Origin of the sequence: Burkholderia diffusa (genome assembly GCF_001718315.1) — a bacterium.
Lineage (GTDB): Bacteria > Pseudomonadota > Gammaproteobacteria > Burkholderiales > Burkholderiaceae > Burkholderia > Burkholderia diffusa_B.
The window spans coordinates 787,072-811,426 of sequence record NZ_CP013363.1; the positions used below are offsets into that span (position 1 = coordinate 787,072).

The window sequence follows — 24,355 nt, forward strand, 5'->3', positions numbered from 1 at the left end:
ATAAAACTGCATGGACATGTCAATGACAGGCAATAATGGGGCAGCCTAGCATACGGCTCCGTCCCTCTTGCTCCGGAGCCGTCGATGTCGCAGTTTTCTCCCGCCCCGCGCACGGGCGCACCCGGCGCCGCGCATGCGCGTGCCCGACTGCCGGCCGCGGCGACGCTCGCGGTCGCCTCGGCGACGTGCTCGCTGATCGTGCTCGACACGAATGTTGTCGCCGTGTCGCTGCCGAGCATCGCGCGCGCGTTCCATGCGAGTTTCGCCGACATCGAGTGGGTCGTGAGCGCCTACATGACCGCGTTCGCCGCATGCCTGCTGCCGGCCGGCGGGCTTTCGGATCGCTTCGGGCGCAAACGCATGCTCGGCGCGGGGCTCGCGCTCTTTGCGCTCGCGTCGCTCGGATGCGGAGTCGCGCCGTCGGCCCGCTGGCTGATCGCCGCGCGCGCGATGAAGGGCGGCGGGGCCGCGCTGTTGCTGACGGCCGCGCTCGCGGTGATCGCGAACCGCTTTCCGGACGGGCGCGAACGGGCTCGCGCGTGGGCCATCTGGGGCATGTGCATGGGAATCGCGACCGCCGTCGCACCACTGGTCGGCGGCGCGATCACGCAGTGGATCGGCTGGCGCTGGGTGTTCCTGCTGAACCTGCCGGTGTGCGCGCTGCTCGCGCTCGGCGCGCGCGTCGCGATCGACGAGTCGCGCGATCCGCATGCGAAACGCGTGGACGCCGCCGGCAGCCTGCTGTTCGGCACGGCGCTCGCGAGCGCGATCGCGGCGTTGATCGGCGCGCCGTCGCACGGCTGGCTGTCCGCCGCGACGCTCGGCCGGTTCGCGCTCGCCGCTGCGCTGCTGGCCGCGTTCATCGGCGCGGAGCGTTGGCAGGCGCGGCCGATGATCGATCTTGCGCTGTTCCGCCAGCCGCGTTTCGTCGGCGCCGTGCTCGCGATGTTCGGCTATGCGGCGTGCGCGCAGGTGATGATGACGTTCCTGCCGCTATACCTGCAGAACGCGTTCGGGATGTCCGCGATCGACGCGGGGCTCGGGATGCTGCCGTTCGCGTTCGCGATGATCGCGGGACCGTCGCTCGGCGGCATGCTCGCAGCGCGCGTGTCGCCCGGCGGCGTGCTGACGGGCGGGCTCGCACTGATCGGCGCGGGCAATCTCGCGACCGCGGCGCTGACGGCCAGCGGCGACTATCGGCTCGTCGCGCTCGGGATGTTCGTGACGGGCTGCGGTGCCGGCATCATGAACGGCGACACGCAGAAGGCGATCATGGCGTGCGTGCCGCCGAACCGTACCGGCATGGCGTCCGGCATCAGCACGACCACCCGCTTCTCGGCGATCGTGACGGCCGTCGGCGTGCTCGGCGCGGTGCTGGCCGCCAGCACGCACGCGCAACTCGACCGGATGCTGTCCGCGGTACCGGACGTGCGCGCGCTCGTCGATGCGCGGTTCATGTCGAGCCTGCTGGCCGGCGATCTCGGGCAGGCGATTGCGCACGTGCCGCCGTCGGCCGCGCGCACGCTCGCCGACGCGGCGCCTGCGGCCTTCGCGAGCGGATTCGCCGCCGCGCTGACGGTGAGCGGCGTGCTTGCGTTCGCTGCCGCCGCCACTGCATGCACGTTGCTGGCGCAACCGATTCGCGATGCGTGACACATGTCGCGATTTCAGCGCGACTTCGTCGCGAGACGATGGATGCGCGCCGCAGGCGCGACGTGCGGTCGCCGCGATGCATCGCAATGCGGTGCCTGCCGGCGGCGTGTGCGCCGTGTCGATTCGGGCGCGGCATCGGCGATCGGCGCATTCGTTCGCGCGTATGCATCCGCGTTCGCGTTCGCGGGAACCACCGCAACGGCCGCAACGGCCGGCTGTGCGGCTTCCGCATCGAGCCAGCCGCGCGTCGCTTCGGCGATCAGTGTGCGCAGCCAGCGCACGCCGTCGACACACGATCCTGATTCGTTCCACGTCATCCGGTACACGATGTCGGGTGGCTCGGCCGGCAGCGCAACCGCGCCCAGCGGCAGCAGCTTCGCATAGTGGCGCGCGAGCCGGTACGTGGTCGTCAGGATCAGATCTGAGCGCACCAGCCCATGCGCGGCGAGTTCGAAGTGCGGCAGCGTGACGACGATCCGCCGCTGCAGGCCGACGCGTTCGAGCTGCCGGTCGATCGCGCCGGATGCCTCGAGCCACGACGGGGTCGGGCACAGCTGCGGCGCCTGCGCGAACTCGGCGGCCGTCATCGCGCCGCGCCGCGCGAGGGGGTGCGTCGCGCGCATCAGGCACACGACGCGATCGTCGAACAGGTCGTCCTGCCGGAACCGCGATGAGCGAGCAGGGCGGTTGTCGATCACGACGTCGAGTTCGCCGTCGGCGAGTGCCCGTTCGTCGTCGAAGCCGTCGCCGAGCGGATGGAACACGAGCTGCGCGTTCGGTGCGCGTTCGCGGAACAGCGCGACGAGCTTCGGCACGAACAGCACGTTCAGATAGTCGGGGCAGCCGATCCGGTAGGTGCGCACCGACGTGCGCGCATCGAAGGTCGGCTGCTGGATGCGGATGAAGTCGATCACGCGCAGCGCGTTGCGCAGCGGCTCGATCAGGCGCGCGCCGAATTCGGTCGGCACCATCCCGTAGCGGCTGCGCACGAGCAATGGATCGCCGAGCAGCGTGCGCAGGCGCTTGAGCGCGGCGCTCGTCGCCGGCTGCGACATGTTCAGCCGCACGGCGGCGCGTGACACGGTGCGCTCGGTGAGCAGCGCGAGCAGGATGCGGATCAGCCGCGCGTCCAGCACGTCGAGCGCGCCCGTTGCGTGGCACGCGTCGAGGGCAAGGCCGTTCGGCTCCGGTGCGTCCCGCATGTCGCTACGCGGTCGGGGTGACGTTGACTACCAGAATTCCCATCGAGTGCACTCCATATGCCGCGTTCAGTGTCGAGCGCGGGCGACCGCGATGCGTTCGTCCAGGCGCGCGTCGTATGGCCGTTTGCGATCGGCCGTCAGCCGGTACACGCTGTCCGCGATGGCCGCATCGAGCAGCCAGGAGAACGGCGTCATCGCGTTGCAGGCCGGCACGTCTTGACCCCTTCCATTTACGCGGCGCGAACCGGTAGCGTGTGCGCGGAGCGCGGGCCGGTCTGCGGTGGACGTTATGTGCCGGATTTGTTCGGGAGTATGGGGGGGCGCCGTGACGATGGGAAATTAAATATTCGGCTGGACGTCATTTGAAAAATGAATGGGGTTCGACGGGCGGCGAGGCACGCGAATTGCGAATTAAAGAACTCCATTCACATCGACATCAGCGGAGGTGTCATGCAGCGATATTCCATTCGTCACGTATCGCGGGCCGTCTTCGCCGGCATCCTGATCGCCGGTCTGGCGGCGGGGGCGGGTTGTCAGAAAAAGAGCGACACCGGCACCGGCGCGAGTTCGGACACGAGCGCCACGGGCGGCATGGCGCCGGCGCCGTCCACCGCGCCGTCGGGCATGCCGGGCAGCGGCACGGCCGGCGGCGCGGCGAGCATGCCGGGCCCGGCATCCGCGCCAACGGGCGCAAGCGGCGGCTGACCGGCGAGAACGGGCGGCGTGCGTGGGCAGGCCGCCCGTGTGCCGCGGTGGCGGCATTCAGGCTTGGTACGCGCGTCGCAGGACGCGCGCCGGCGGCGCGCTGCGCGTGAAAGATTTGCAAGGACCGTTGTAGCCATTCCCGAAGCGGTGCCGGCCGCACCATGCGGGCGTACACCGTCGGGAACAGGAGGCGCGATGCAGAACGCGGAATCGAACCCAACCCCCAAACAGCAGCGGGAACAGATCGAGAAGAGCCCGGTGAAGACGCCGGCGGCCGGCGACATGCCGGATGCTGCGACCCAGGCTGCAGAGACCGCCGAGGCCGCGAAGCGGCCGCTGACGCCGGAGGCGGTCGCGGCGAAAACGCCGACCGGCCTGCCGCCAATCGACGTCGACGCGCATGCGGTCGACAGCGGCGACCCGGTGCGTCGCGCGGCCGGCCGGATCGTCACGCTCGACAACGCCAACATGGCGATGACGGACAACACGGTCGACGTCGACGGCAAGGGTCTGGAGGCGCGCACCGGCGCGACCGAGTGGCACGACAACGTGGTCTATTCGAACGCGTCGCTCGACGAGGCGATCGACACGCCCGACGAAGGGCTCGGCGGCATCGAGAGCCGGCCGGGCGGGAACGTGCCGCAGATCGCGACGCGGCCGGGCTGGCGCGTCCGGCATGTCGGCGACGTCGATGTCGAACATGGCGACGGCACGCGGGCCGAGCACGTGATCCGTCTCGAGCGGATCGACTGACATGTCGATGGTCGCCGGCCGGACCGCCGGCGGGCGACCATCGATGGCTGTTACTGCGGGCCGAGTTCCTGCGCGGACGTGTCGGCATCGTTGCCCTGCGCGACGAGCACATGGACGTCGTTCGGCGTCACGTCGCCGATACCGCCCGACGGAATCGTCACCAGCAACCAGTCGGCGTTGTTGCCGATGTTCACGGGCGCCGTCGTCAGGATCGGCGACTTGCTGCCGGCCGTCGTGACGATCACCTGGTAATTGCCGCCGTTCAGGTAGACCGAGTCCTGTCCGGATGCCGGTACGGCGTTCTGGTACGCGGCGCCTGCCAGCGTCGGGCTTTGCGCGGTGATGTCGGTACCGGGAGGCACGACGTACACGTCGACGTTCTGCGCATTCGGCGACGCGTTGAAGCTGCGCACGCGCGCCTTGTCGGACAGGAGCTTCTTGTCGAACGGATCGTCGATCACCGAGATCGCCGACGACGTGCTCGGCAACGCGATCGTGGTGTAGTGATGGCCATTCGCCGCGCCGAAGGATTGCGACGCGACCGTCGCGGTCGTGCCCGAGACGTCGTAGCTCGCGGTCTGCGTGCCGGAGTCGATGTCGTGATAGCGCGTCACGCCTTTGTACGCGACACCCGATGCATCGACCTTCGCATTCAGGTAGTAGTCGAGATTCGGGCCGGCCGGCACCGCGTTGATGAAGCGCGCCTGCGGTTTCGAGATGCCGAGTTCGGTGCCGACGTCGTTGCCGTCTCCGCCGCATGCCGTGAGCACGGAAATGACCGAGCACAGGGCCGCTATCGTTCGAATGGATTTCATTGTCGTCCTCTCGTTCAGGGAACCTGATTGCGATGCGGTGTCGCCGCGCGACGCATCGCGCGGTACGCAGCGCCGGATTGAAGGAAGGGCTTGCCGTCCGCCGGGGCGGCGGGCGCACGGATGTCGCAAGCAACGTGCCCGCGCGGCGGAATCGGCGCAGGCGCCCGTGTGGCGGAGGCGTGACACGCAACGCAGTTGCGTGCCGTGCCCGATCGTGCGAGTCAGGGCGGCGTGCTTGTAAAAAAGGCCGGCGTAGCCGGGAAGAGGGCGACGTGCGTTGCAACAGGCATTTCAAACGTCGACCGTGGTGCGACGCGGGAAGGCGGGGCGACGTTCTTCGCGCATATCGTTGCGTGCGCATCGATATGAGGAGAGTCGTGCGATCGCGCACGGCGGTCTGGCGGCGCCGCACGCGTGATGTGCATCAGCGGTTCACAAGTTTCGGTGGATACGCGAGCGTGAGTGCGCAATCGACCAGCATGCACGCGGCGAAGCCATACAACCCCGCGCTTTGCGAATGGAACGTGTCTCACAGCCAGCGGATGAAGTAAGTGCTGCCGAAACCGCCGAGGTTTGCGATCGAGCATGCGAATGCGATCCCGCCGGCCGCGGCCGAGCCTTTCAGGAACGTGGACGGCAACGCCCAGACGACCGGCATCGCGGCGGCCGCGCCGGCTGATCGGGCGAAAACAGCAGCACGGGCTCGAATTCGGGCCGTAAATCTTGCCGGGGCACCGATCGTTTAACCATTCGAAACAATGTGTTCATCGAAAAGGGCATGATCTCCGGCGATCGGACAGGCATACTGTCGCCTATGTTGCTCAATGCCGTCGAATCGACGTGCGCTTGCCTCTCCATGTCCATCCCTGTACCTTTTCGATCCCTGCGAGGGTTGACCGTCGCGGCTGCTGTATGCTTGCTCGCCGCGTGTTCGACCGCTTCCGACGTGACCGCGACGTCGAACCCGAACGTCTTCACCGTGACGACACGCACGCTCGGCGTGTCGACGACGTGGGCCGACGCCCATGAAAAAGCCGTCAGTGAAGCGACCAACTACTGCACGCAGCGCGGCATGCGCGCGAGCCTGAAGCAGGAGTCGGTGACCGGCGGCCGCCGCGTCGACGCACGCTCGGAACTCGCGTTCGAGTGCCATCCGACCTTCGAGACGGCGTCGAACCCGCGCGGATAACCGCCGCGTCGCCCGCACTGCTCCGGGAGTGAATCGACCCGCGATGCCGTTGACGGGCATCGCGGGTCGTCGCACGTCCGTCGGTCGCGTTACGCGGGCTGTGCTTCGTACAGCTTCACGCACGCGGAGAAGTCGAGCGTGCCGAGCCCCTGCTGGCTCATCGACTGATAAAGCTGCTGCGCGAGCGCGCCCATCCACACCGGCTGCCGTGCGCCGCGCGCGGCTTCGGTTGCGAGCCCGAGATCCTTCAACATCAGGTTCGCGGCGAATCCGCCCGAGTAGCCGCGCGCGGCGGGCGCCGCGTCGTTCACGCCCGGATACGGGTTATACGTGTCCGAACTCCAGCAGCGGCCGGTCGACGTGTTGATGATGCCGGCCAGCACGGCCGGATCGATGCCGAGCGCGGCGCCGAGCGCCATCGCTTCGGACACGCCCATCATCGAGATTCCGAGCAGCAGGTTGTTGCAGATCTTCGCGATCTGACCGGTGCCCGTGCCGCCGCAGTGCACGACGTTCTTCCCCATGTCGAGCAGCACCGGGCGGATGCGCTCGAACAGCGCGGCTTCCGCGCCGACCATGAAGGTCAGCGTGCCGGCCTGCGCGCCGCCGGTGCCGCCCGACACCGGCGCATCGGCGAGCGGGAAGTCGCGCTGTGCGGCGGCGTCGGCCACCGCGCGTGCGGTGCCCGGATCGATCGTGCTGCAGTCGACGAACGTCGCGCCGGCGCGCGCGCCGGCCAGCACGCCGTCGTCGCCGAGATAAACCTCGCGCACGTGCTGCGCGGCCGGCAGCATCGTGATCACGAGCGACGTGTGGGCGGCCGCGTCACGCGGCGACGCGGCCGCCGTCGCGCCTGCGTGTACTGCGGCGTCGACTGCGTTCGCGTCGAGGTCGAACACTGTCAGTGCGTGGCCGGCCTTGAGCAGGTTGGCGGCCATGGGGCCGCCCATGTTGCCGAGTCCGATGAATGCAATTTCCATGTACAGGTTCCTGTGTCGACCGGACTTAGCGCTTCAGCGCTTAGTCCGATCCCATGCTTCGCGGTCGACCGGACTTAGCGCTTCAGCGCTTAGTCCGGTCCCATGCTTCGCGGTCGACCGGACTTAACGCTTCAGCGCTTAGCCCGGTCCCATGCTTCGCGGTCGACTGGACTCAACGCTTCAGCGCTTAGTCCGGTCCCATGCTTCGCGGTCGACCGGACTTAACGCTTCAGCGCTTAGCCCGGTCCCATGCTTCGCGGTCGACCGGACTTAGCGCTTCAGCACTTAGCCCGGTCCCATGCTTCGCGGTCGACTGGACTCAACGCTTCAGCACTTAGCCCGGTCCCATGTTTCGCGCTCGACCGGACCTCGCGCTCTAACGCTTAGCCCGATCCCATCTTTCGCACTCAGCGCAGCGCGATCGTCGTATTCACGCCGCCGGCCGTCGCATCGTCGTCGAACCAGCGCGCGGTGACCGTCTTCGTCTGCGTGTAGAACTGCACGACCTGCTTCCCGTACGGGCCGAGATCGCCGAGTTTCGAGCCGCGCGAGCCGGTGAAGCTGAAGTAGGGCACCGGCACCGGAATCGGGATGTTGATGCCGACCTGACCGACGTCGATCTCGCTCTGGAACTTGCGCGCGGCCGCGCCGCTCTGCGTGAAGAGGCCGACGCCGTTGCCCATCGGGTTGCGGTTCACGAGCGCGATCGCGTCGTCGAGCGTGTCGGCTTCCATCACGACCACCACCGGTCCGAAGATTTCTTCCGTGTAGATCGACATGTCCGTCGTCACCCCGGAGAAAATCGTCGGGCCGACGAAGTTGCCGTGCTCGTAGCCGGGGACCTTCACGTCGCGGCCGTCGAGCAGCAGCGTCGCGCCTTCCTTCACGCCCGCGTCGATCAGCGACAGGATGCGCGCCTTCGCCGCCTTCGACACGACCGGGCCGACGTCCGTGCCGGCTTCGGCGCCGGCGTTGACCTTCAGCGCCTTCGCTTTCTCGACCAGATCGGGCAGCCAGTCGCGCGCGTTGCCGACCAGCACGACGACCGACGTTGCCATGCAGCGCTGGCCGGCCGCGCCGAAGCCCGCGCCGACCAGCGCGTTGATCGTCTGCTCGCGATGCGCATCCGGCAGCACGACGGCGTGGTTCTTCGCGCCCATCATCGACTGCACGCGCTTGCCGTGCTGGCTGCCGAGGTTGTATACGTGCGTGCCGACGCGCGTCGAGCCGACGAACGAGATCGCCTTGATGTCCGGGTGCGTGCAGAGTCGATCGACCACTGTCTTGCCGCCGTGCACGACGTTCAGCACGCCCTGCGGCACGCCGGCCTCGATCGCGAGCTCGACGAGCTGCATCGTCGACAGCGGATCCTGTTCGGAAGGCTTCAGCACGAACGTGTTGCCGCACACGATCGCCATCGGGAACATCCACAGCGGGATCATCCCGGGGAAATTGAACGGCGTGATGCCCGCGCACACGCCGATCGGCTGGCGCAGCGTGTAGGTGTCGACGCCGCCCGCGACGTTCTCCGCGAACTCGCCTTGCTGCAGCGTGCCGATCGAGCATGCGTGCTCGACCACTTCGAGGCCGCGGAAGATGTCGCCCTGTGCATCGGGCAGCGTCTTGCCCTGCTCGGCCGTCAGCGTGTGCGCGATCCGTTCCAGATTGCGGCGCACCAGGTCCTGGAACTTCAGCATGATGCGCAGCCGCGCACCGATCGGCGTCGTCTTCCAGGTCTGGAACGCACGCTGCGCGGACGCGATCGCGGCATCGACCTCGTCGAGCGTCGCGAACGGCACGCGGCCGATCACTTCCTGCGTCGCGGGGTTGACGATGTCGCCCCATTCGGTGCTTTGCGAATCGACGAATGCGCCGTCGATCAGCAGCTTGGCGGTGGGCAGGGCGAGGGTGGTCTGGGGAACTGCGGCGTTCATGGAAATCTCCGGGAAACGGTGGTGCGAAGAAAAAGGGTGGCCCGCGTCCGTCGCGCGGTGGGCGACGGCGGACGGCAGGTCGAATGGAAAACGGATAAAGGCGGGCCGCCGTGCGGTCGATGCGCTTATGTCCGGGCGGGCCGCATCAGTGCGGTGCACACGAGCGCGAACACGCCGAAGCCGACGAGGTACGCGATCACGTAGTGCGGCTGGCCGCCGCCGGCCTTGAGCAGCGACGTCGCGATCATCGGCGCGAAGCCGCCGCCGATCACGCCGGCGAGCTGCACCGACAGCGAAATGCCGCTGTAACGGATTTCCGCAGGAAACTGCTGCGCGAACAACAGCGACTCCGGCGCATAGAGAATCGGGAACACGACGCCGAGGCCGAGGACGATCGCCCACCATGCGTACGACGTCTGCTGCGTGCCGAGCATCATGAAGAACGGCGCCGCGAACGCGCACATCAGCACGAGGCCGATCGCGAACATCCGGCGCTGGCCGATGCGGTCGCTGAGATGTCCGCACAGCGGCATCGTGACGAGCGACAGCGCCGCGCCGGCCGTGATCGCATGCAGCATCTCGGCCTTCGGCAGGTGCAGCTGCTGCGTTGCATAGGCGAGCGCGAACGTGACGACCATGTAGAACCACGTGTTCTCCGCGGCGCGTGCGCCGACGATCGTCAGCACCTCGCGCGGATGGCGGCGCAGCGCGGCCGTCACCGGCGACTTCTCGGCCTTGCCCTGGCGCTGCATCTTCTCGAAGTCCGGCGATTCCGGCACCTTCGCGCGGATGAACCACCCGAGGCCGACGAGCGCGATGCTCGCGAGGAACGGCACGCGCCAGCCCCACGACAGCATGTCGGCTTCCGGCAGCGCGGCCACCGCGGCCATCGCGACCGACGACAGGATCAGGCCTAGCCCGACACCCGTTTGCGGCAGGCTGCCGAACAGCCCCTTGCGGCCCTTCGGTGCGTGTTCGACGGCCATCAGCACCGCGCCGCCCCATTCGCCGCCGACCGCCATCCCTTGCAGGAAGCGCATCGCGATCAGCAGGGCGGCGGCCCAGTAGCCGATGCGGTCGTACGACGGGATCAGCCCGATGATCATGCTCGGCACGCCCATCAGCAGCAGCGTGATCATCAGCATCGACTTGCGGCCGATGCGGTCGCCGAAATGGCCGAACACGATGCCGCCCATCGGCCGCCCGATGAAGCCGACCGCGAACGTGCCGAACGCGGCGAGCGTGCCGACGACGGGGTCGAGCGACGGGAAGAAGATGCGGTTGAACACGAGCGCGGCGGCGGTGCCGTAGAGGAAGAAGTCGTACCACTCGATCGTGGTGCCGGCCATGCTGGCCCAGCCGGCCAGCAGGTAGTGCCTCGCGGTGCGGGCGGGGGCCGGCGTCGCGATGGCTGCATGCTCATCGAGGGTGGATCGCGTCTGCATGGTGTCTCCGTATTTGTTGCCCGCGGCTCATGGTCCACAGGTCACGGTCGAGTATAGTTATGCGCGGATCCATGATGTACCGACAAGAAAACCGGTTGGATGTGCATTTGTGCATATCGACGGCCGGCCCGGAGACTCCTGCCCTTTTTCCCGCCAATGCGACACGCCACCGAGCCGGTTTCCGGCAACCTGAACTGGGACGATCTGCGCTTCTTCCTCGAAGTCGCCCGCACGCAGCGCGCGAGCGGGGCGGCGAAGCGCCTGGGCGTCGACTACACGACCGTCGCACGGCGCATTCGCGCGCTGGAGGCCGCGATGGGCACGCTGCTGTTCGACAAGTCGCGCTCCGGTGGCTTCTCGCTGACGGCCGAGGGGCAGCGGCTCGTCGCGTATGCGGACGCGATGGAGACGACCGTGCAGTCCGCGTGCGACCAGGTCGCGAATACCGGCGAGGCGCTGTCGGGTCACGTGCGGATCGGGTCGACCGAAGGGTTCGGTTGCTTTTTCCTTGCGCCGCAGCTTGCGCGGTTTCGCGTCGCGCATCCGCACGTGACGGTCGATCTGCTGCCGGTCCCGCATTTCGTCAACCTGCCGAAGCGCGAGGCCGATCTGGCGATCACGCTCGAGCGGCCCGAACGCGGGCCTTACGTGGTCACGAAGCTGTGCGACTACCAGTTGCGGCTCTATGCGACGCGCGACTATCTCGCGAACCACGCGCCGATCACGTGCACCGACGATCTCGCGCGGCATGCATTCATCAGCTACGTCGACGATCTCGCGTTCAGCAGCGAGCTGCTGTACCTCGAGCGCGCGGTGCCCGGCGCGACCGCCGGATTGCGCACGACGAGCGTGATCGCGCAGGTGTTCGCGGCGCTGCAGGGCGGCGCGCTCGCGATCCTGCCGTGCTTCATGGCCGCCACGCAGCCGGCGCTGGTGCCGGTGCTGCCGGACGATGTGGTGGTCACGCGGTGCTTCTGGCTGACCTGTCGCGAAGACCTGCGCAAGCTGCGCCGCGTGACGGCGCTGTGGGATTACCTGCGCGCGGCGGCGGACGCGAATCGCGAACTGCTGATGGGGGCGTCGGAGCAGTTGCGATTCGTCGGGGATTGAGCGCGGCCGTGCGTCACGGGCAGTCCGTCCCGAGCCGATCGGCTGCGACGACGAACGCAACCGGGCCGCGGTGACGTCCGTACGTTCACGTCGCGACCGTCATCCGCGCACATGGCCGAGCGTCAACCGGGGCAACCGAGCCGGTCCGCGAGCTCGTGCAGGTCCTTGACGTCGAAATCCCACGTGTCGTCGGCTTGCAGATCCGTCGTCTGGTTCGGTCCGTGTTCGGTCGGCCGCAGCACGAACGCGGTCGCGAGCCCCAGTTGCCGCGCGGCGGCCAGATCGCCGTTGTGCGCGGCGACCAGGCACAGCTCGGCAGGCGCGACGCCGAGAATTTCCACCGCTTCGGTATAGACCTTCGGCGACGGCTTGTACGCGTGCGCGACTTCGGCGCCGAGAATCGCGTCCCACGGCAGGCTGCCGTGTTTCGCCACGTCGATCATCAGCCGGATGTTGCCGTTCGACAGCGGCGCGATCACGTAGCGCCGTTTCAGCCGCTGCAGCGCCGCGACGGAATCGGGCCATGGATCGAGCCGGTGCCACGCGAGGTTGAGCGCGTCGATCTCCGCGTCGGGCACGCCGTCGATCCCGTAGCGGTCGAGCGTGCGCACGAGATTCTCGCGATGCAGCACGTCGAGCCGCACGTAGCGCCTGCGTCCGCTGCGAATTTCCTCCATCGACGGCGAATATTCGCGGCGCCATGCATCGGCGAATTCGAACGGATCGCGATCCGGCGCATGGCGCGCCAGGAACGTGGCGGCTTCGCGCGCGACGCCGTTTCTCCAGTCGACGATCGTTCCGAACACGTCGAAAACGAGCGCCTTGATGTCGGCAGGGTTCGTCATGGGATTCCGTGAAGGTCGGTCGAGGGAGGCGCGCTGCGCGGCGGGGTGGCAACGTGCGGCGCCGGTTCGAACGACATTGAAGCACGTATCCGCGAGCGCGGCTGGCCGTGTCGTCGCGAGTGAAGCGCGTGGTGCGGCATCAAGGGTGCGCCAAGGGGCGTGGTAGCCGGTGTTGCGACGCAAGTCACCGGCCGCGGATCCAGGGGCCGCGCTGGAGACGGCTTGCCCATCGGCGAGTTACCGCGTGGTCCAGGTTTCGTTGTCGTCCGCCCGGGCCGATCGGCTCGGGCGGGTCAGGACACGCACCGCGCGCTTGCGGCCGCGACGCGTGTCGGGTTCGCGCCGCAATCAGCTCTTGTCGTACGAGAACTGGATGCCCGCGGTGCCGCCGGTTTCGATGAACAGGTTCATGAACGCGGGAACGGTTTCGCTGCGCGCCCAATCGCGCTGCAGTTCGCAGAACAGTTGCGCGACGCTGATCATCCGGCCGCCGGCCTGCTCGATGCGACGCAGCGCGGCTTCGTGCGCGGCGACCGACGTGCCGCCGACCGCGTCGACGACCACATAGACTTCGTAGCCGGCCTTCAGCGCGTCGAGTGCCGGGAAGGTCAGGCATGCCTCGGTCCACAGCGCGGTCATGATCAGCTTCTTGCGGCCGGTCGCCTCGACGGCCTTGCGGAACTCGACGTCTTCCCACGAGTTGATGCTGGTGCGGTCGTAGGTCGGATAGCCTTCGAGCGCGGCGCGCAACTGCGGGATCGGCGGCTTGTTCAGGCCGGTCTTCACGTTGACGGTCGAGTGGACGATCGGAAGGTTGTATGCAACCGCGGCCTTCGAAGTGCCGACGATGTTGTTGATCAGAAGCTGGCGATCCATCGACGCGATGGAGTTCACCTGGACCGGCTGGTAATCGATGACGATGAACGCCGCGTTCTGCGGGGTGAGCAGGTGGTCGTTCACGGGATCGCGAATCGGTTCGCTTGCCATGGTTGTCTCCAGAAACGATGCAGGAAGTGAGAGAAATCCGAGGGTCCAGGGCAGCCGCGGGGTCGCGGCGGTGCGCCCCTGCGGTCACAGACGTCCGATGCGGTTGCACGGCGCGCGAATGCCGCGGGCCCATCGAATAAAGATGCTATTCGTGCAACAAGCGGGTTTCCAGCCTCTTAAAATGCCGTCAGTGTTCTATGGGTGGAACAATCATGGATGATCTGAACGACCTCTACTATTTCGTGAAGGTGGTCGAGCATGGCGGATTCACGCAGGCGGGGCGGGCACTGGATATCCCGAAGTCGACGCTGAGCCGGCGCATCGCCGCGCTCGAAGCGCAATACGACGTGCGGCTGCTGCAGCGGACGACGCGTCATTTCACGGTTACGGAAACCGGCCGCGAATTCTACGAGCGCTGCCTGGCGGTGCTCGTCGAAGCCGACGCGGCGCGCGAGGTGATCGAGCGCCGGCACGCGGAGCCGCGCGGGATCGTCCGGGTGGGCTGCCCGACCGCGCTGCTCGAATATCGCGTAAGCGAGCTCGTCGCGCGCTTCATGGCGATTCATCCGGCGGTGCATGTGCATCTCGAGGCGACGAACCGCCGCGTCGACCTGTTGAGCGAAGGCTTCGACCTGGCGCTGCGCGTGCGTTTCCCGCCACTGGAGGACAGCGGCCTCGTGATGCGGATCCTCGGCGACAGCCCGCAGCGGCTGGTGGCCGCACCGCAATGGCTGCACGGGCGCGCCGTGCCGGCCGAACCGGCCGAGCTGGCCGGCGAGCCGAGCCTCGATTGGGGGCCGGCGCGGCATCATGTGTGGCAGCTGGTCGGGCCGAACGGCGAGCAGGCGCAACTGCGCCATCACCCGCGCTACATCTCCGACGACATGCACGCGCTGCGCGACGCCGCGATGCACGGCGTCGGCATCGTGCAGCTGCCGTGCATGGTCGTCGAGGACGCCCTGCGCGACGGCACGCTGATCGACGTGCTGCCGGGATGGGCGCCGAGAGGCGGCGTGATCCACGCGGTGTTTCCGTCGCGACGCGGGCTCCTGCCGCGCGTACGGCTGCTGATCGACTTCCTCGCCGAGCATATCCGCAAGGACTGACGGCGTCACAATCGTCGGACGAATCGGTTCCGGCGGCGGGCCGCCGCGACCGCGCGTAAGCCCTGATGCGCGCGGACGCGCAGCCCTGCACGGATTGGTATTAAATGTATTTTGGTGCGCGTCAGGGGCGCGCCCGAATGGGGACGCACCGGGGGCACGCAGACCGGCTGCGGAAAACGGCACGAAGCATCGCTAACGAATCGGGCGCATCAGACCCGGTTGAACTGACGGCAGGATTCGTCTTGAATACCGAACCGCAAAGTTCTCGCTACAGTCTCGGCCTCGCGGCGGAAGTGCTCGCCTCCGAGCAGAGCGTGCTGAGGCTGATCACGCGCAACACACCGCTGCCGGAACTGCTCGTCGAGGTATGCAGGCGCGCCGAGGCGCTGCTCGGCGACGGCGCATCGTGCACGATCCTGCTGCTCGATGCGGACGGCGTGCACGTACACGTCGGCGCCGCGCCGTCGCTTCCCGCGCAGTACAGCGCGGCGATCGACGGGGCAGCGATCGGGCCCGCCGCGGGCTCGTGCGGCACGGCGATGTACGAGCGGCGGATGATCGCCGTCGAGGACATCGAAACCGATCCGCTGTGGGCCGACTTTCAATCGTTCGCGTTGCCGTTCGGATTGCGCGCGTGCTGGTCGGTGCCGTTCCTGGACGACGCGGGCACCGTGCTCGGCGCGTTCGCCGTCTATCACCGTGCGCCGCGGCGCCCCACGGACGCGGAAACCGACCTGCTGCGCGATATCGGCAACAGCGTCGGCCTCGCGGTGCATCAGGACCGGATCGCGCGGCAGCTCGCGCGCAGCGAGGAGCATCACCGCCTGGTCGTCAACAGCTTGAACGAAGGGATTCTCGTCGTGTCGCCCGCTGGCGTGGTGGTCGCGAGCAATCCGAGCGCGAACCGGATGATGCGCGTGAAGGGCGAGCTCGTCGGCCGCCGGCTGTCGACCGTGATCCTGTACAAGCTGTACGAGGACGGCACGCCGATCGAGCCCGATGATTGGCCGAGCCGGCGTGCGTTCGCGACGGCCACGCCGCTGCTCGACTACACGGTCGGCTTCGGGCTTGCCGACGGCGGCATCATCTGGGTGCGCGGCAACGCGGTGCCGATCGTGAAGCCGGGCGAGACGCAGCCTGAATCGGTGCTCATGTCGTTTCACGACATCGGCCCCGTGCGCGAAGCGCAGCAACAGCTTCGCTACCTGGCGACACGCGACGCGCTCACGGGCCTGTACAACCGGCGTTGGCTCGCCGACCGGATGCGCGAGCTGTTCGGCGCGCGCGATGCGGCGGCGCGGCCTGCGCGTGTCGCGATCCTGTTCATCGATCTCGTCGGCTTCAAGAAGGTCAACGACACGGCCGGCCATGACGCCGGCGACGCGCTGCTGCGCAGCGTCGCGGCGCGCCTCGCGGCGTGCGCGGGCGGGCGCCACGCGCTCACGCGCGTCGGCGGCGACGAGTTCGTGATCCTCGTCGACGATTGCGACGACCCCGACGAACTCTCCGTGCTCGCACGCGAGGTGATCGATACGATCGCGAAGCCGTTCGCGATCGCGAACAACGAGTACTGGCTCGGCGTGTCGATCGGGATCAGCGTCGCACCGCGCGACGGCGACGATGCGGCCACGCTGATGCGCAACGCCGATTCCGCGATGTACGACGCGAAGCAGCGCGGCCGCAACCACTTCACGTTCTTCACCGCGCAGTTGAACCTGCGCCTGCAGCGCCGCTTCGCGATCGAGCAGTCGCTGCGGCGCGCGATTGCCTCGGATGCGCTGCGGCTCGCCTACCAGCCGGTGGTCGACGCGCGCAGCGGCCGCACGGTCGGCGCAGAAGCGCTGCTGCGCTGGACGAGCCCCGAGCTCGGGCCGATGTCGCCGACGGAGTTCATCCCGGTCGCGGAAGATACCGGGCTCATCGTCGTGATCGGCCAGTGGGTACTCGAAACGGCCTGCCGGCAGGCCGCCGAATGGCGCCGCACGATCGCCCCCGACCTGATGCTGGCGGTCAACCTGTCGCCGCGGCAGTTCCACGAGGGGCTCGTCGAGTCGGTCGACCGCTGCCTCGAGCAAACGCGGCTCGATCCGGGCGCGCTCGAACTGGAGATTACCGAAGGACTGCTGATGAACGACACGGACACCGTGCTACCGATGCTCGAGGCGCTCACGGACATGAACGTGCGGATCTCGGTCGACGACTTCGGCACCGGTTATTCGTCGCTCGCGTACCTGAAGCGTTTTCCGCTGCACAACCTGAAGGTCGACCGTTCGTTCGTGTCGGGTGTGCCCGATCATCGCGACTCGGTCGCGATCACGCAGGCCGTCGTCGCAATGGCGCATTCGCTCGGGATGAAGGTCACCGCGGAAGGCGTCGAGACCCAGGCGCAATCGTGGTTCCTGCAGCAGATCGGCTGCGACATGCAGCAGGGCTACCTGTTCGGCCGGCCGCTCGATCCGGCCGACTACGCGCGACGGCTCGTCACGGTGTAGGGCCTGTTCACGCGAAACCGCCGCCGACCGGCGGGGCCGCGGGTGCGGGCGGCGCATCGATCTCGACGCGATTCTTGCCGTCGTGCTTCGCGCGGTAGAGCGCGCGATCGGCCGCCTCGATCAGCGACGTCGTCGGCACACCGGCGGCCGGCACGATGCTCGCGCCGCCGATGCTGATTGTCACGTAGCGACCCGTTGACGAGTGCGCGTGCTCGAGCCGCAGCGACTCGACCGCGAGACGGATCTTCTCGCCGAGCAGCCGCGCGGCGCCCGGGGACGTGGCCGGCATCACGACCGCGAACTCCTCGCCGCCGAAGCGCGCGGCGAGATCGCCGGCCTGCCCGAGGCTGCGTTCGATGGTGGCCGCGACCTGCTTGAGCACGCTGTCGCCCGACACGTGGCCGTACGTGTCGTTGTACAGCTTGAAGTTGTCGACGTCGATCATCAGCAGCGACAGCTCGCTGCGCTCGCGCGTGCCGCGCCGCCATTCGGCCGCCAGGTATTCGTCGAGATAGCGGCGGTTCGACAGCCCGGTCAGGCCATCCGAATGCGTGAGGCGCCGCAGTTCGAGATTCGCCTCAAGCAATTGCTGCTGCGATTGCCGCAGCGCACGATAGGCCTCGTCGCGCTGCAGCAGGTTCATGTACGAGCGCGAGTGATAGCGGATCCGCGCGATCAGCTCGATGCGATCGGGCAGTTTCACGAGGTAGTCGTTCGCGCCGGCCGCGAACGCGGCGCTCTTGATCACTGGCTCTTCCTGCGTCGACAGCACGATGATCGGCACGTCGCGCGTCGCCGGATTCGCGCGGTACGCCTTCACGAGGCTCAACCCGTCGGTGCCGGGCATCACGAGATCCTGCAGGATCACGGTTGGCCGCGTCTCGATCGCGCTCGCCAGCGCGTCGTCCGAGCGCGGGCAGTAGTGGAAGTCGATGCCGTCTTCGTCGACAAGCGCGCGCCGGATGGCTTCCGCGACGATCGTCTGATCATCGACCAGCAGGACCATCGCGGGGGCGTCGGCGTGCGGCGTGGGTGCTGCGTGCGCGGCGCCGAACGCCGCATGCAGACCGCCGGGCGGGCGGGTGAAGTCGCTAGTCATGATTGATGCAGGGTTGCGCCATGGCAGCGATGAGTGTGACAGGGTTTCATCGGGCTCAGATCCGCGCCAGTGCCACCAACTCGCCCGCGATGCGCTCGAGCGGCAGGATCGCGCGCGCGGCGCCGAGCGTCGCGGCCGCCTTCGGCATGCCGTAGACGGCGCTGGTTGCCTCGTCCTGCGCGATCGTGTGACAGCCCTTCATCCGCAGTGCCTTCAGACCGATCGCGCCGTCGCGTCCCATGCCCGTCAGCAGCACGCCGATCACGCGGCCCGGCCAGTGCTCGGTGAGGCTGTTGAAGAACACGTCGACCGATGGCCGGTACGGCGTGGCGGCCGGCTCGCGCGTGTATTCGAGCGTGCCGGTGCGCGTGATGCGCAGGTGATCGTCGGTCGCCGCGAGCAGCGCGACGCCCGGCTGTGGGCGGTCGCCTTCGTGCGCGACGCGCACGGTCAGCGGCGTCTGGCCGTCGAGCCATTGCGCCATCCCTTCGGCGAACGCGCGATCGACGTGCTGGACGATCACGATCGGCGCGCTGAAGTCGGTCGGCAGGCTGCCGAGGATCGACGCGAGCGCGCCGGGGCCGCCGGCGGACGCCCCAATCGCGATCAGTGGGCCACCGCTCGCGCGCGCGGTCGTGCCGGCCGCGCGGACGCCGCCGGGCGCGTCGAGCAGCCGGCCGATCTGGTCGATTTTCGCGAGCAGCAGCCGCGCGGTGTCGCCGCCGGCGCCGTCGCCGAGGCGCGGCGTGTCGACCGCGTCGAGCGCGCCCGCGCCCATCGCTTCGAACACGCGCCACGCGTTCGCGCCGATGCAGCTCGTCACGATCAGGATCGCGCATGGGCGGCCGGAACGCATGATCCGCCGCGTCGCCTCGATGCCGTCGAACTTCGGCATGATCAGGTCCATCAGCACGACGTCGGGCGGTTGCGCGGCGCATAGTTCGACGGCCTGCGCGCCGTCGGTCGCGACCCACAGCACGCGATGCTCGGGCCGGTGCGCGAGCGCGCGGCGCATCGCCTCGACGGCAAGCGGGAGGTCGTTGACGATGCCGATGTTCACAAGCGGGATACTCCGGTCGGTTCGTAGTGTTGGATATGGGCCGGGTTCATGAAAGGCGGTGCCGGGTCGGCGCCGCCGAACGGCATCGGCGGGCGGGCGGCACGGAATTCTTTTCGATTGGCGACGCCCGAATGCTGTCATGCGGCGCGAGCGGCGGCAATCGAAAAAATTGCGCATTGCATCGTTTCCGACCCTTTCCTCTATGGCCGAGCGGGATTTTTTGCCGCCCCGGGAGGCGGACGGCCGTGCGCAGGATCATGCTGCAGCGCGGCCACGCGCCGCGGCGCATTCGTTTTCAACGGGAAGGGGCGCCGGCACGGGTTCCCGCGCAGGCACCGGCGAGCCGGCCGCACAGGCCGGCACACCGCGCCCGGTGCGCCCGGTGCGCCCGGTGCGCCCGGTGCGCGTTCAGTCGTTCAATGGCTGCGCGCGTACCCCTGGATCAGCGCGCGCATCATCCCTTCGACCGTTGCGTCGAGCAGGTCGGCTTCCTGCTCCGCTTCCTCGACGAGCGCGGCGTAGGCGGTCGCGAGCGTCACGCGATCGACTTCATGGCGTTGTTCCATCAGCGTCACCATCCCGTCCTTCGCCAGATGAGCGGAGAACGCGCGGCTGCCGATGGTCTGGAATACGTCAATCATGGCGGCTCTCCCGAACGTTGCCGATGCCTTCCAGTGTAGTCGGCGCACCGGCGCTCCGCCATGCGCGGCGGGGGCGGGCCGCGCCCGGCAGGCCAGCCGGAATCGCGCGTGCCGCGCGCGTTGCCGCCGCCCGCCGTGAATCGTTCCGCCGCAACAGCGCGGACACGGCCGGCGCAACATGACGTCGATTTCAACGTTTACCCGAAACTTCAAATTGTCGACTTTTTATCGATAAAGTCTCGTGTTAGATTTTGCCGCCTGAACCCGGTCGATACCGGGCGGGCGGCGCGCCTTCACGGCGCCGCGCATCCATCACAAGGAGGGGCAATGCTGGTGCTGATTGGGGTGCCGATCGTCGTGATCGGTTTCGCGCTGCGCTTCAACGCGCTGCTGGTGGTCACGATCGCGGGGCTCGCGACGGGGCTGGCGGGCGGCATGAATCTCGTCGACATCGTCAGCGCATTCGGCAAGGCGTTCACCGACAACCGCTACATGGGCCTGATCTGGCTCACGCTGCCGGTGATCGCGCTGCTCGAGCGCAACGGGCTCAAGGAGCAGGCGAAGCGGATGATCTCGCGCGTGCACGCGGCGACGGCCGGACGCGTGCTGATGCTGTATTTCGTGCTGCGTCAGGTGACGGCCGCGCTCGGCCTCACGTCGCTTGGCGGCCACGCGCAGATGGTGCGGCCGCTGATCGCGCCGATGGCGGAAGCCGCGGCCGTCAGCCGGCTCGGCGACCTGCCCGAATCCGTGCGCCAGCAGATCCGCGCGCACGCATCGGCCGCCGATAACGTCGCCGTGTTCTTCGGCGAGGACATCTTCATCGCGATCCAGTCGATCCTGCTGATCAAGGGCTTTCTCGAACAGAACGGAATCGCGATCGAGCCGCTGCACCTGTCGGTCTGGGCGATTCCGACGGCGATCGCCGCGCTGCTGATCCACTGCACGCGGCTCGCGCTGCTCGATCACCGGCTCTCGCGCGGCTTCGGCGCATTCGGGCGGGAGGGCGCGCGATGATCGGCCTCGAACCGCTGTACACGCTCGCCGGCCTGATGTTCGCCGCGTTCGCGTGCTTCAACCTGACGGACCGCACGAACCCGCGCCGCGTCGTCAATTTCGCGTTTTGGGCGATCTACGCGCTCACGTTCCTGTTCGGCGCGCTGCTGCCGCACTTCGTGACGGGCTGTCTCGCGATCGCACTCGCATTGATCGCGGGCTCCGGCAAGCTCGGGCGCGGCAAGTCGGACGAAGCCGGCGACGCGGCGGCCGCGCGACGCGACGCGAAAGCGCTGCGCTTCGGCAACCGGCTGTTCCTCCCGGCGCTGCTGATACCGCTCGTCACGCTGATCGGCACGTTCGCGCTGAAGCTCGTGCCGTTCGTCGATCCGAAGAGCGTGACGCTGATCTCGCTCGTGCTCGGCACGCTCGTCGCGTTCGCCGTCGCGCTCGCGATGCTGCGCGATTCGCCGGTGCATGCGCTGAAGGAGGCGCGTCACACGATGGACGCGGTCGGCTGGGCCGCGATCCTGCCGCAGATGCTTGCGGCGCTTGGCGCGCTGTTCGCGGTCGCCGGCGTCGGCGGCGTGGTGTCGGGGCTCGTCAGGGAGTGGGTGCCGATCGATTCGCCGTTCGCGGTCGTCGCCGCCTACACGGTCGGCATGGCGCTGTTCACGATGATCATGGGCAACGGCTTCGCCGCATTCCCCGTGATGACGGCAGGCATCGGCCTGCCGCTGATCGTCCACCAGTTCCACGGCAACCCGGCGATCATGGGCGCGATCGGGATGCTGAGCGGCTTCTGCGGTACGCTGATGACGCCGATGGCCGCGAACTTCAACATCGTGCCGGCCGCGCTGCTCGAACTGAAGGACAAGAACGGCGTGATCAAGGCGCAGTGGCCGACCGCCGTGCTGCTGCTGGCCGTCAACACGCTGCTGATGTACGCGTTCGTATTCCGCTTCTGACGAGACGCCCATGACCGATCGACTGACCCCCGAACTCGCATCGAAATTCGCGTCGCTCGCGCTCGCGCATCTGACCCGCGAATATCCGAACAAGCTCACGCATTCGCTCGAAGGCCCGCACGACGTGCAGGGGCCGCGCGCACTGCACCCGATCTTCTACGGCAGCTACGACTGGCATTCGTGCGTGCACGGCTACTGGCTCGTGCTGAGCGTGCTCGAACGCTATCCGGCGCTGCCGGAGGCCGAGCGGATCATCGCCGTCGTCGACGCGCATTTCACCGACGCGAACGTCGCCGGCGAACGCGCGTATCTGGCGCTGCCGCACAACAGCGGTTTCGAGCGGCCTTACGGGTGGGCTTGGCTGCTCGCGCTGTCCGCGCAACTGGAGCGGCTCGCGCTGAAGGGCGCGGTGCCGCAGGCCGCCCGCTGGGCGAAGACGATCGCGCCGCTCGCCGAACTGTTCGTCGCGCGCTTCGAGACCTTCCTGCCGAAGGCCACCTACCCGCTGCGGGTCGGCACGCACTTCAACACCGCGTTTGCGCTCGCGCTCGCGCTCGACTTCGCGCGCGCGACGCAGCGCGACGGGCTTGCGGCGCTCATCGTCGATACGGCGAAACGCTGGCATCTGAACGACGTCGCGTGCCAGGCGTGGGAGCCGTCGGGCGACGAATTCCTGTCGCCCGCGCTGATGGAGGCGGAGCTGATGCGGCGCGTGCTGCCGGCCGCCGAATTCGACGGCTGGTTGGCGCGCTTCCTGCCCGATCTCGCGCGTGGCCAGCCGGCGACGCTGTTCGAGCCGGCGACGGTCAGCGACCGCAGCGACGGCAAGATCGCGCATCTGGACGGGTTGAATCTGAGCCGTGCATGGTGTCAGCGCTCGCTTGCGGGCGCGCTGCCGGAAGGCGATGCGCGGCGTGCGAAGCTGCTCGATGCGGCCGGCCGGCATCTCGCGAGCGCGCTCGCACACGTGGCCGGCGATTACATGGGCGAGCACTGGCTCGCGACGTTCGCGCTGCTCGCGCTGGACGCGTAGTCGCTGCATCGAAAGATCGGCGTTTGGCGGGCGAGATGGCCGGCCGGGTGTCGCGCGATGTGCCGCGCGCGCCCGCCATGCGGCCCGATCGGCTTTGCATCCGGCGCAATACCGCTTTCCACGGGCCGACCGGCTCGACCCGGCGGCAGAGCCGATACACTGCCGTACCGGTTGCACGGGCCCCGGCAATCAGGCCCCGACGAAGGAGACAGCACAGATGGACACCCAACGCGCAGCGGTCGTGACGTACCGCGGCAATGCGATCGAGAACACGCACGTCGCCGATGCGGCGGTGGTCGATGCCGGCGGCAGGCTGCTGTTCCGGCTCGGCGATCCGTTCCGGATGACCCTCGCGCGCTCGGCGGCAAAGCCGGCCCAGGCGCTGTCCGTGATCGAGACGGGTGCGCCCGAGCGTTTTGGTTTCGACGATGCGGACATCGCGTTGATGTGCGCGTCGCACAGCAGCGAGGAGCGGCACATTGCGCGCACGCGGGCGATGCTGGCGAAGGTCGACGCGCAGGAGTCGGATTTGCGGTGCGGCGGCCATGCGCCGTTGTCGGACGCGGTGTACCGGTCGTGGATCAAGCGCGACTACACGCCGACCGGCGTGTGCAGCAACTGCTCCGGCAAGCATGTCGGGATGCTGGCCGGCGCGCGGGCGATCGGCGCCGCGATCGCCGACTACCATCTGCCGGCGCATCCGATGCAGGTGCGTGTGAAACAGGTGGTCGCCGATGCGTGCGGCCTGCCCGACGACGCGGTCGAGTGGGCGATCGACGGCTGCAACCTGCCGACGCCGGCGTTCCCGCTCGACCGCCTCGCGCGTCTTTATGCATCGCTGGCCGACGGTGCGGATACGGTCGAAGCCGGCGGCGCGGCGACGACCGATCGCGTGCGCGCGCTGGCGCGCATTCATCACGCGATGACGGCTCACCCCGAGCTGGTCGCCGGAGAAGGGCGCTACTGCACGGTGCTGATGGACGCCTTCGAGGGGCAGGTCGTCGGCAAGCTCGGCGCGGATGCGTGCTACGGGATCGGCGTACGCGCATCGGCGCGCACGCGTGAACTCGGCGCCGACGGCGCGCTCGGCATCTCGGTGAAGATCGAGGATGGCAACATCGACGTGTTGTACATGATGGTCAGCGAACTGCTCGAACGGCTGCGGATCGGCACCGACGCGCAGCGCGCGCGGCTCGCCGCGTTCCACCGGCCGCGGATGCTGAACACGCAGGGCGTCGAGATCGGACACGCGACCTTCCCGTTCGAGTTGCAACCGGCCTGACCCGGGCCATCGCGCCGGTACCGCGTGCCGAAGGTGCATGCGGCATTAGTGCTGGCTTGC

Annotated in this window: 22 protein-coding genes and 1 pseudogene; 11 read left to right on the plus strand and 12 right to left on the minus strand. The window is 68.3% G+C overall.

All coding sequences use genetic code 11. The annotated features are described in order from the left end of the window. The first annotated feature begins 84 nt into the window (after positions 1–84). A complete protein-coding gene (locus WI26_RS18990; RefSeq protein ID WP_069226813.1) occupies positions 85–1,653 on the plus strand; it encodes an MFS transporter in 1,569 nt (522 codons plus the stop codon). Between the two features lie 14 nt (positions 1,654–1,667). Here the strand turns inward: WI26_RS18990 and WI26_RS18995 are convergent, their stop codons facing one another. Both WI26_RS18995 and WI26_RS33260 read right to left on the minus strand, forming a co-directional pair. After that, the gene (locus WI26_RS18995; RefSeq protein WP_069226814.1) at positions 1,668–2,855 is read right to left on the minus strand and encodes a LysR family transcriptional regulator; all 1,188 of its coding nucleotides are present in this window, start codon (positions 2,853–2,855) and stop codon (positions 1,668–1,670) included. 66 nt (positions 2,856–2,921) lie between these two features. Next, positions 2,922–3,050 (minus strand): hypothetical protein, encoded by a 129-nt coding sequence (locus tag WI26_RS33260; protein WP_257785602.1) that lies wholly within the window; start codon positions 3,048–3,050, stop codon positions 2,922–2,924. 255 nt (positions 3,051–3,305) lie between these two features. Here WI26_RS33260 and WI26_RS31465 point away from each other — a divergent pair, with 255 nt between their 5' ends. Further along, positions 3,306–3,560 (plus strand): hypothetical protein, encoded by a 255-nt coding sequence (locus WI26_RS31465; RefSeq protein ID WP_081055710.1) that lies wholly within the window; start codon positions 3,306–3,308, stop codon positions 3,558–3,560. A gap of 195 nt (positions 3,561–3,755) precedes the next feature. After that, on the plus strand, positions 3,756–4,313 hold the full coding sequence (locus WI26_RS19005) for a DUF3005 domain-containing protein (protein WP_059466354.1): 558 nt from the start codon (positions 3,756–3,758) through the stop codon (positions 4,311–4,313). Positions 4,314–4,363: 50 nt separating this feature from the next. Here the strand turns inward: WI26_RS19005 and WI26_RS19010 are convergent, their stop codons facing one another. Together WI26_RS19010 and WI26_RS31470 are read right to left on the minus strand one after the other, a co-directional pair. Then, positions 4,364–5,128, minus strand: coding sequence for a DUF4397 domain-containing protein (locus WI26_RS19010; protein ID WP_069226815.1), 765 nt, complete (start codon positions 5,126–5,128; stop codon positions 4,364–4,366). A gap of 424 nt (positions 5,129–5,552) precedes the next feature. Further along, a pseudogene (locus tag WI26_RS31470) lies at positions 5,553–5,807 on the minus strand (MFS transporter); the annotation flags it as partial. A 177-nt stretch (positions 5,808–5,984) separates the two neighbouring features. Here WI26_RS31470 and WI26_RS19015 point away from each other — a divergent pair. Continuing rightward, complete coding sequence (locus tag WI26_RS19015; protein ID WP_059466351.1) at positions 5,985–6,317, plus strand: hypothetical protein; 333 nt, start codon at positions 5,985–5,987, stop codon at positions 6,315–6,317. A gap of 89 nt (positions 6,318–6,406) precedes the next feature. On the opposite strand, the gene mmsB is transcribed toward WI26_RS19015, so the two are convergent. From mmsB to WI26_RS19030, 3 genes are all read right to left on the minus strand, one after another. Then, a complete protein-coding gene (mmsB, locus tag WI26_RS19020) occupies positions 6,407–7,297 on the minus strand; it encodes a 3-hydroxyisobutyrate dehydrogenase (RefSeq protein WP_069226816.1) in 891 nt (296 codons plus the stop codon). Positions 7,298–7,704: 407 nt separating this feature from the next. Further along, entirely contained in the window at positions 7,705–9,231 is a 1,527-nt protein-coding gene (locus tag WI26_RS19025; RefSeq protein WP_059510191.1) for a CoA-acylating methylmalonate-semialdehyde dehydrogenase, read from the minus strand. 125 nt (positions 9,232–9,356) lie between these two features. Then, a complete protein-coding gene (locus WI26_RS19030; protein ID WP_059466348.1) occupies positions 9,357–10,676 on the minus strand; it encodes an MFS transporter in 1,320 nt (439 codons plus the stop codon). Positions 10,677–10,832: 156 nt separating this feature from the next. Here WI26_RS19030 and WI26_RS19035 point away from each other — a divergent pair, with 156 nt between their 5' ends. Further along, the gene (locus WI26_RS19035) at positions 10,833–11,786 is read left to right on the plus strand and encodes a LysR family transcriptional regulator (RefSeq protein ID WP_069226817.1); all 954 of its coding nucleotides are present in this window, start codon (positions 10,833–10,835) and stop codon (positions 11,784–11,786) included. Between the two features lie 122 nt (positions 11,787–11,908). Here WI26_RS19035 and WI26_RS19040 read toward each other — a convergent pair whose 3' ends face one another. Together WI26_RS19040 and WI26_RS19045 are read right to left on the minus strand one after the other, a co-directional pair. Continuing rightward, a complete protein-coding gene (locus tag WI26_RS19040) occupies positions 11,909–12,631 on the minus strand; it encodes a haloacid dehalogenase type II (protein WP_069226818.1) in 723 nt (240 codons plus the stop codon). A 348-nt stretch (positions 12,632–12,979) separates the two neighbouring features. Next, on the minus strand, positions 12,980–13,618 hold the full coding sequence (locus WI26_RS19045; protein ID WP_059466345.1) for a hydrolase: 639 nt from the start codon (positions 13,616–13,618) through the stop codon (positions 12,980–12,982). 212 nt (positions 13,619–13,830) lie between these two features. Between WI26_RS19045 and WI26_RS19050 the strand changes: the two genes are divergently transcribed. Continuing rightward, positions 13,831–14,724, plus strand: coding sequence for a LysR substrate-binding domain-containing protein (locus tag WI26_RS19050; protein WP_069226819.1), 894 nt, complete (start codon positions 13,831–13,833; stop codon positions 14,722–14,724). A 242-nt stretch (positions 14,725–14,966) separates the two neighbouring features. After that, on the plus strand, positions 14,967–17,216 hold the full coding sequence (locus WI26_RS19055; RefSeq protein WP_069226820.1) for a putative bifunctional diguanylate cyclase/phosphodiesterase: 2,250 nt from the start codon (positions 14,967–14,969) through the stop codon (positions 17,214–17,216). Between the two features lie 7 nt (positions 17,217–17,223). On the opposite strand, the gene WI26_RS19060 is transcribed toward WI26_RS19055, so the two are convergent. The 3 genes from WI26_RS19060 to WI26_RS19070 form a co-directional block, all read right to left on the minus strand. After that, entirely contained in the window at positions 17,224–18,315 is a 1,092-nt protein-coding gene (locus tag WI26_RS19060; RefSeq protein ID WP_059466342.1) for a diguanylate cyclase, read from the minus strand. Between the two features lie 55 nt (positions 18,316–18,370). Beyond that, positions 18,371–19,375: a chemotaxis response regulator protein-glutamate methylesterase gene (locus tag WI26_RS19065; RefSeq protein WP_069226821.1), complete on the minus strand. Its 1,005-nt coding sequence runs from the start codon at positions 19,373–19,375 to the stop codon at positions 18,371–18,373. A 416-nt stretch (positions 19,376–19,791) separates the two neighbouring features. Further along, positions 19,792–20,016 carry a hypothetical protein gene (locus tag WI26_RS19070; RefSeq protein ID WP_047901264.1) on the minus strand — a complete coding sequence of 75 codons (225 nt, stop codon included), beginning with the start codon at positions 20,014–20,016 and terminating at the stop codon, positions 19,792–19,794. Between the two features lie 327 nt (positions 20,017–20,343). On the opposite strand from WI26_RS19070, the gene WI26_RS19075 reads away from it, so the two are divergent. From WI26_RS19075 to WI26_RS19090, 4 genes are all read left to right on the plus strand, one after another. Then, positions 20,344–21,033: a DUF969 domain-containing protein gene (locus WI26_RS19075; RefSeq protein ID WP_069226822.1), complete on the plus strand. Its 690-nt coding sequence runs from the start codon at positions 20,344–20,346 to the stop codon at positions 21,031–21,033. Next, the gene (locus WI26_RS19080; protein ID WP_059450650.1) at positions 21,030–21,980 is read left to right on the plus strand and encodes a DUF979 domain-containing protein; all 951 of its coding nucleotides are present in this window, start codon (positions 21,030–21,032) and stop codon (positions 21,978–21,980) included. The genes WI26_RS19075 and WI26_RS19080 overlap by 4 nt, the downstream gene beginning before the upstream one ends. Before the next feature lie 10 nt (positions 21,981–21,990). Continuing rightward, positions 21,991–23,013: a DUF2891 domain-containing protein gene (locus tag WI26_RS19085; protein ID WP_069226823.1), complete on the plus strand. Its 1,023-nt coding sequence runs from the start codon at positions 21,991–21,993 to the stop codon at positions 23,011–23,013. Between the two features lie 217 nt (positions 23,014–23,230). Beyond that, positions 23,231–24,295 (plus strand): asparaginase, encoded by a 1,065-nt coding sequence (locus tag WI26_RS19090; RefSeq protein ID WP_069226824.1) that lies wholly within the window; start codon positions 23,231–23,233, stop codon positions 24,293–24,295. Positions 24,296–24,355: the final 60 nt, after the last annotated feature.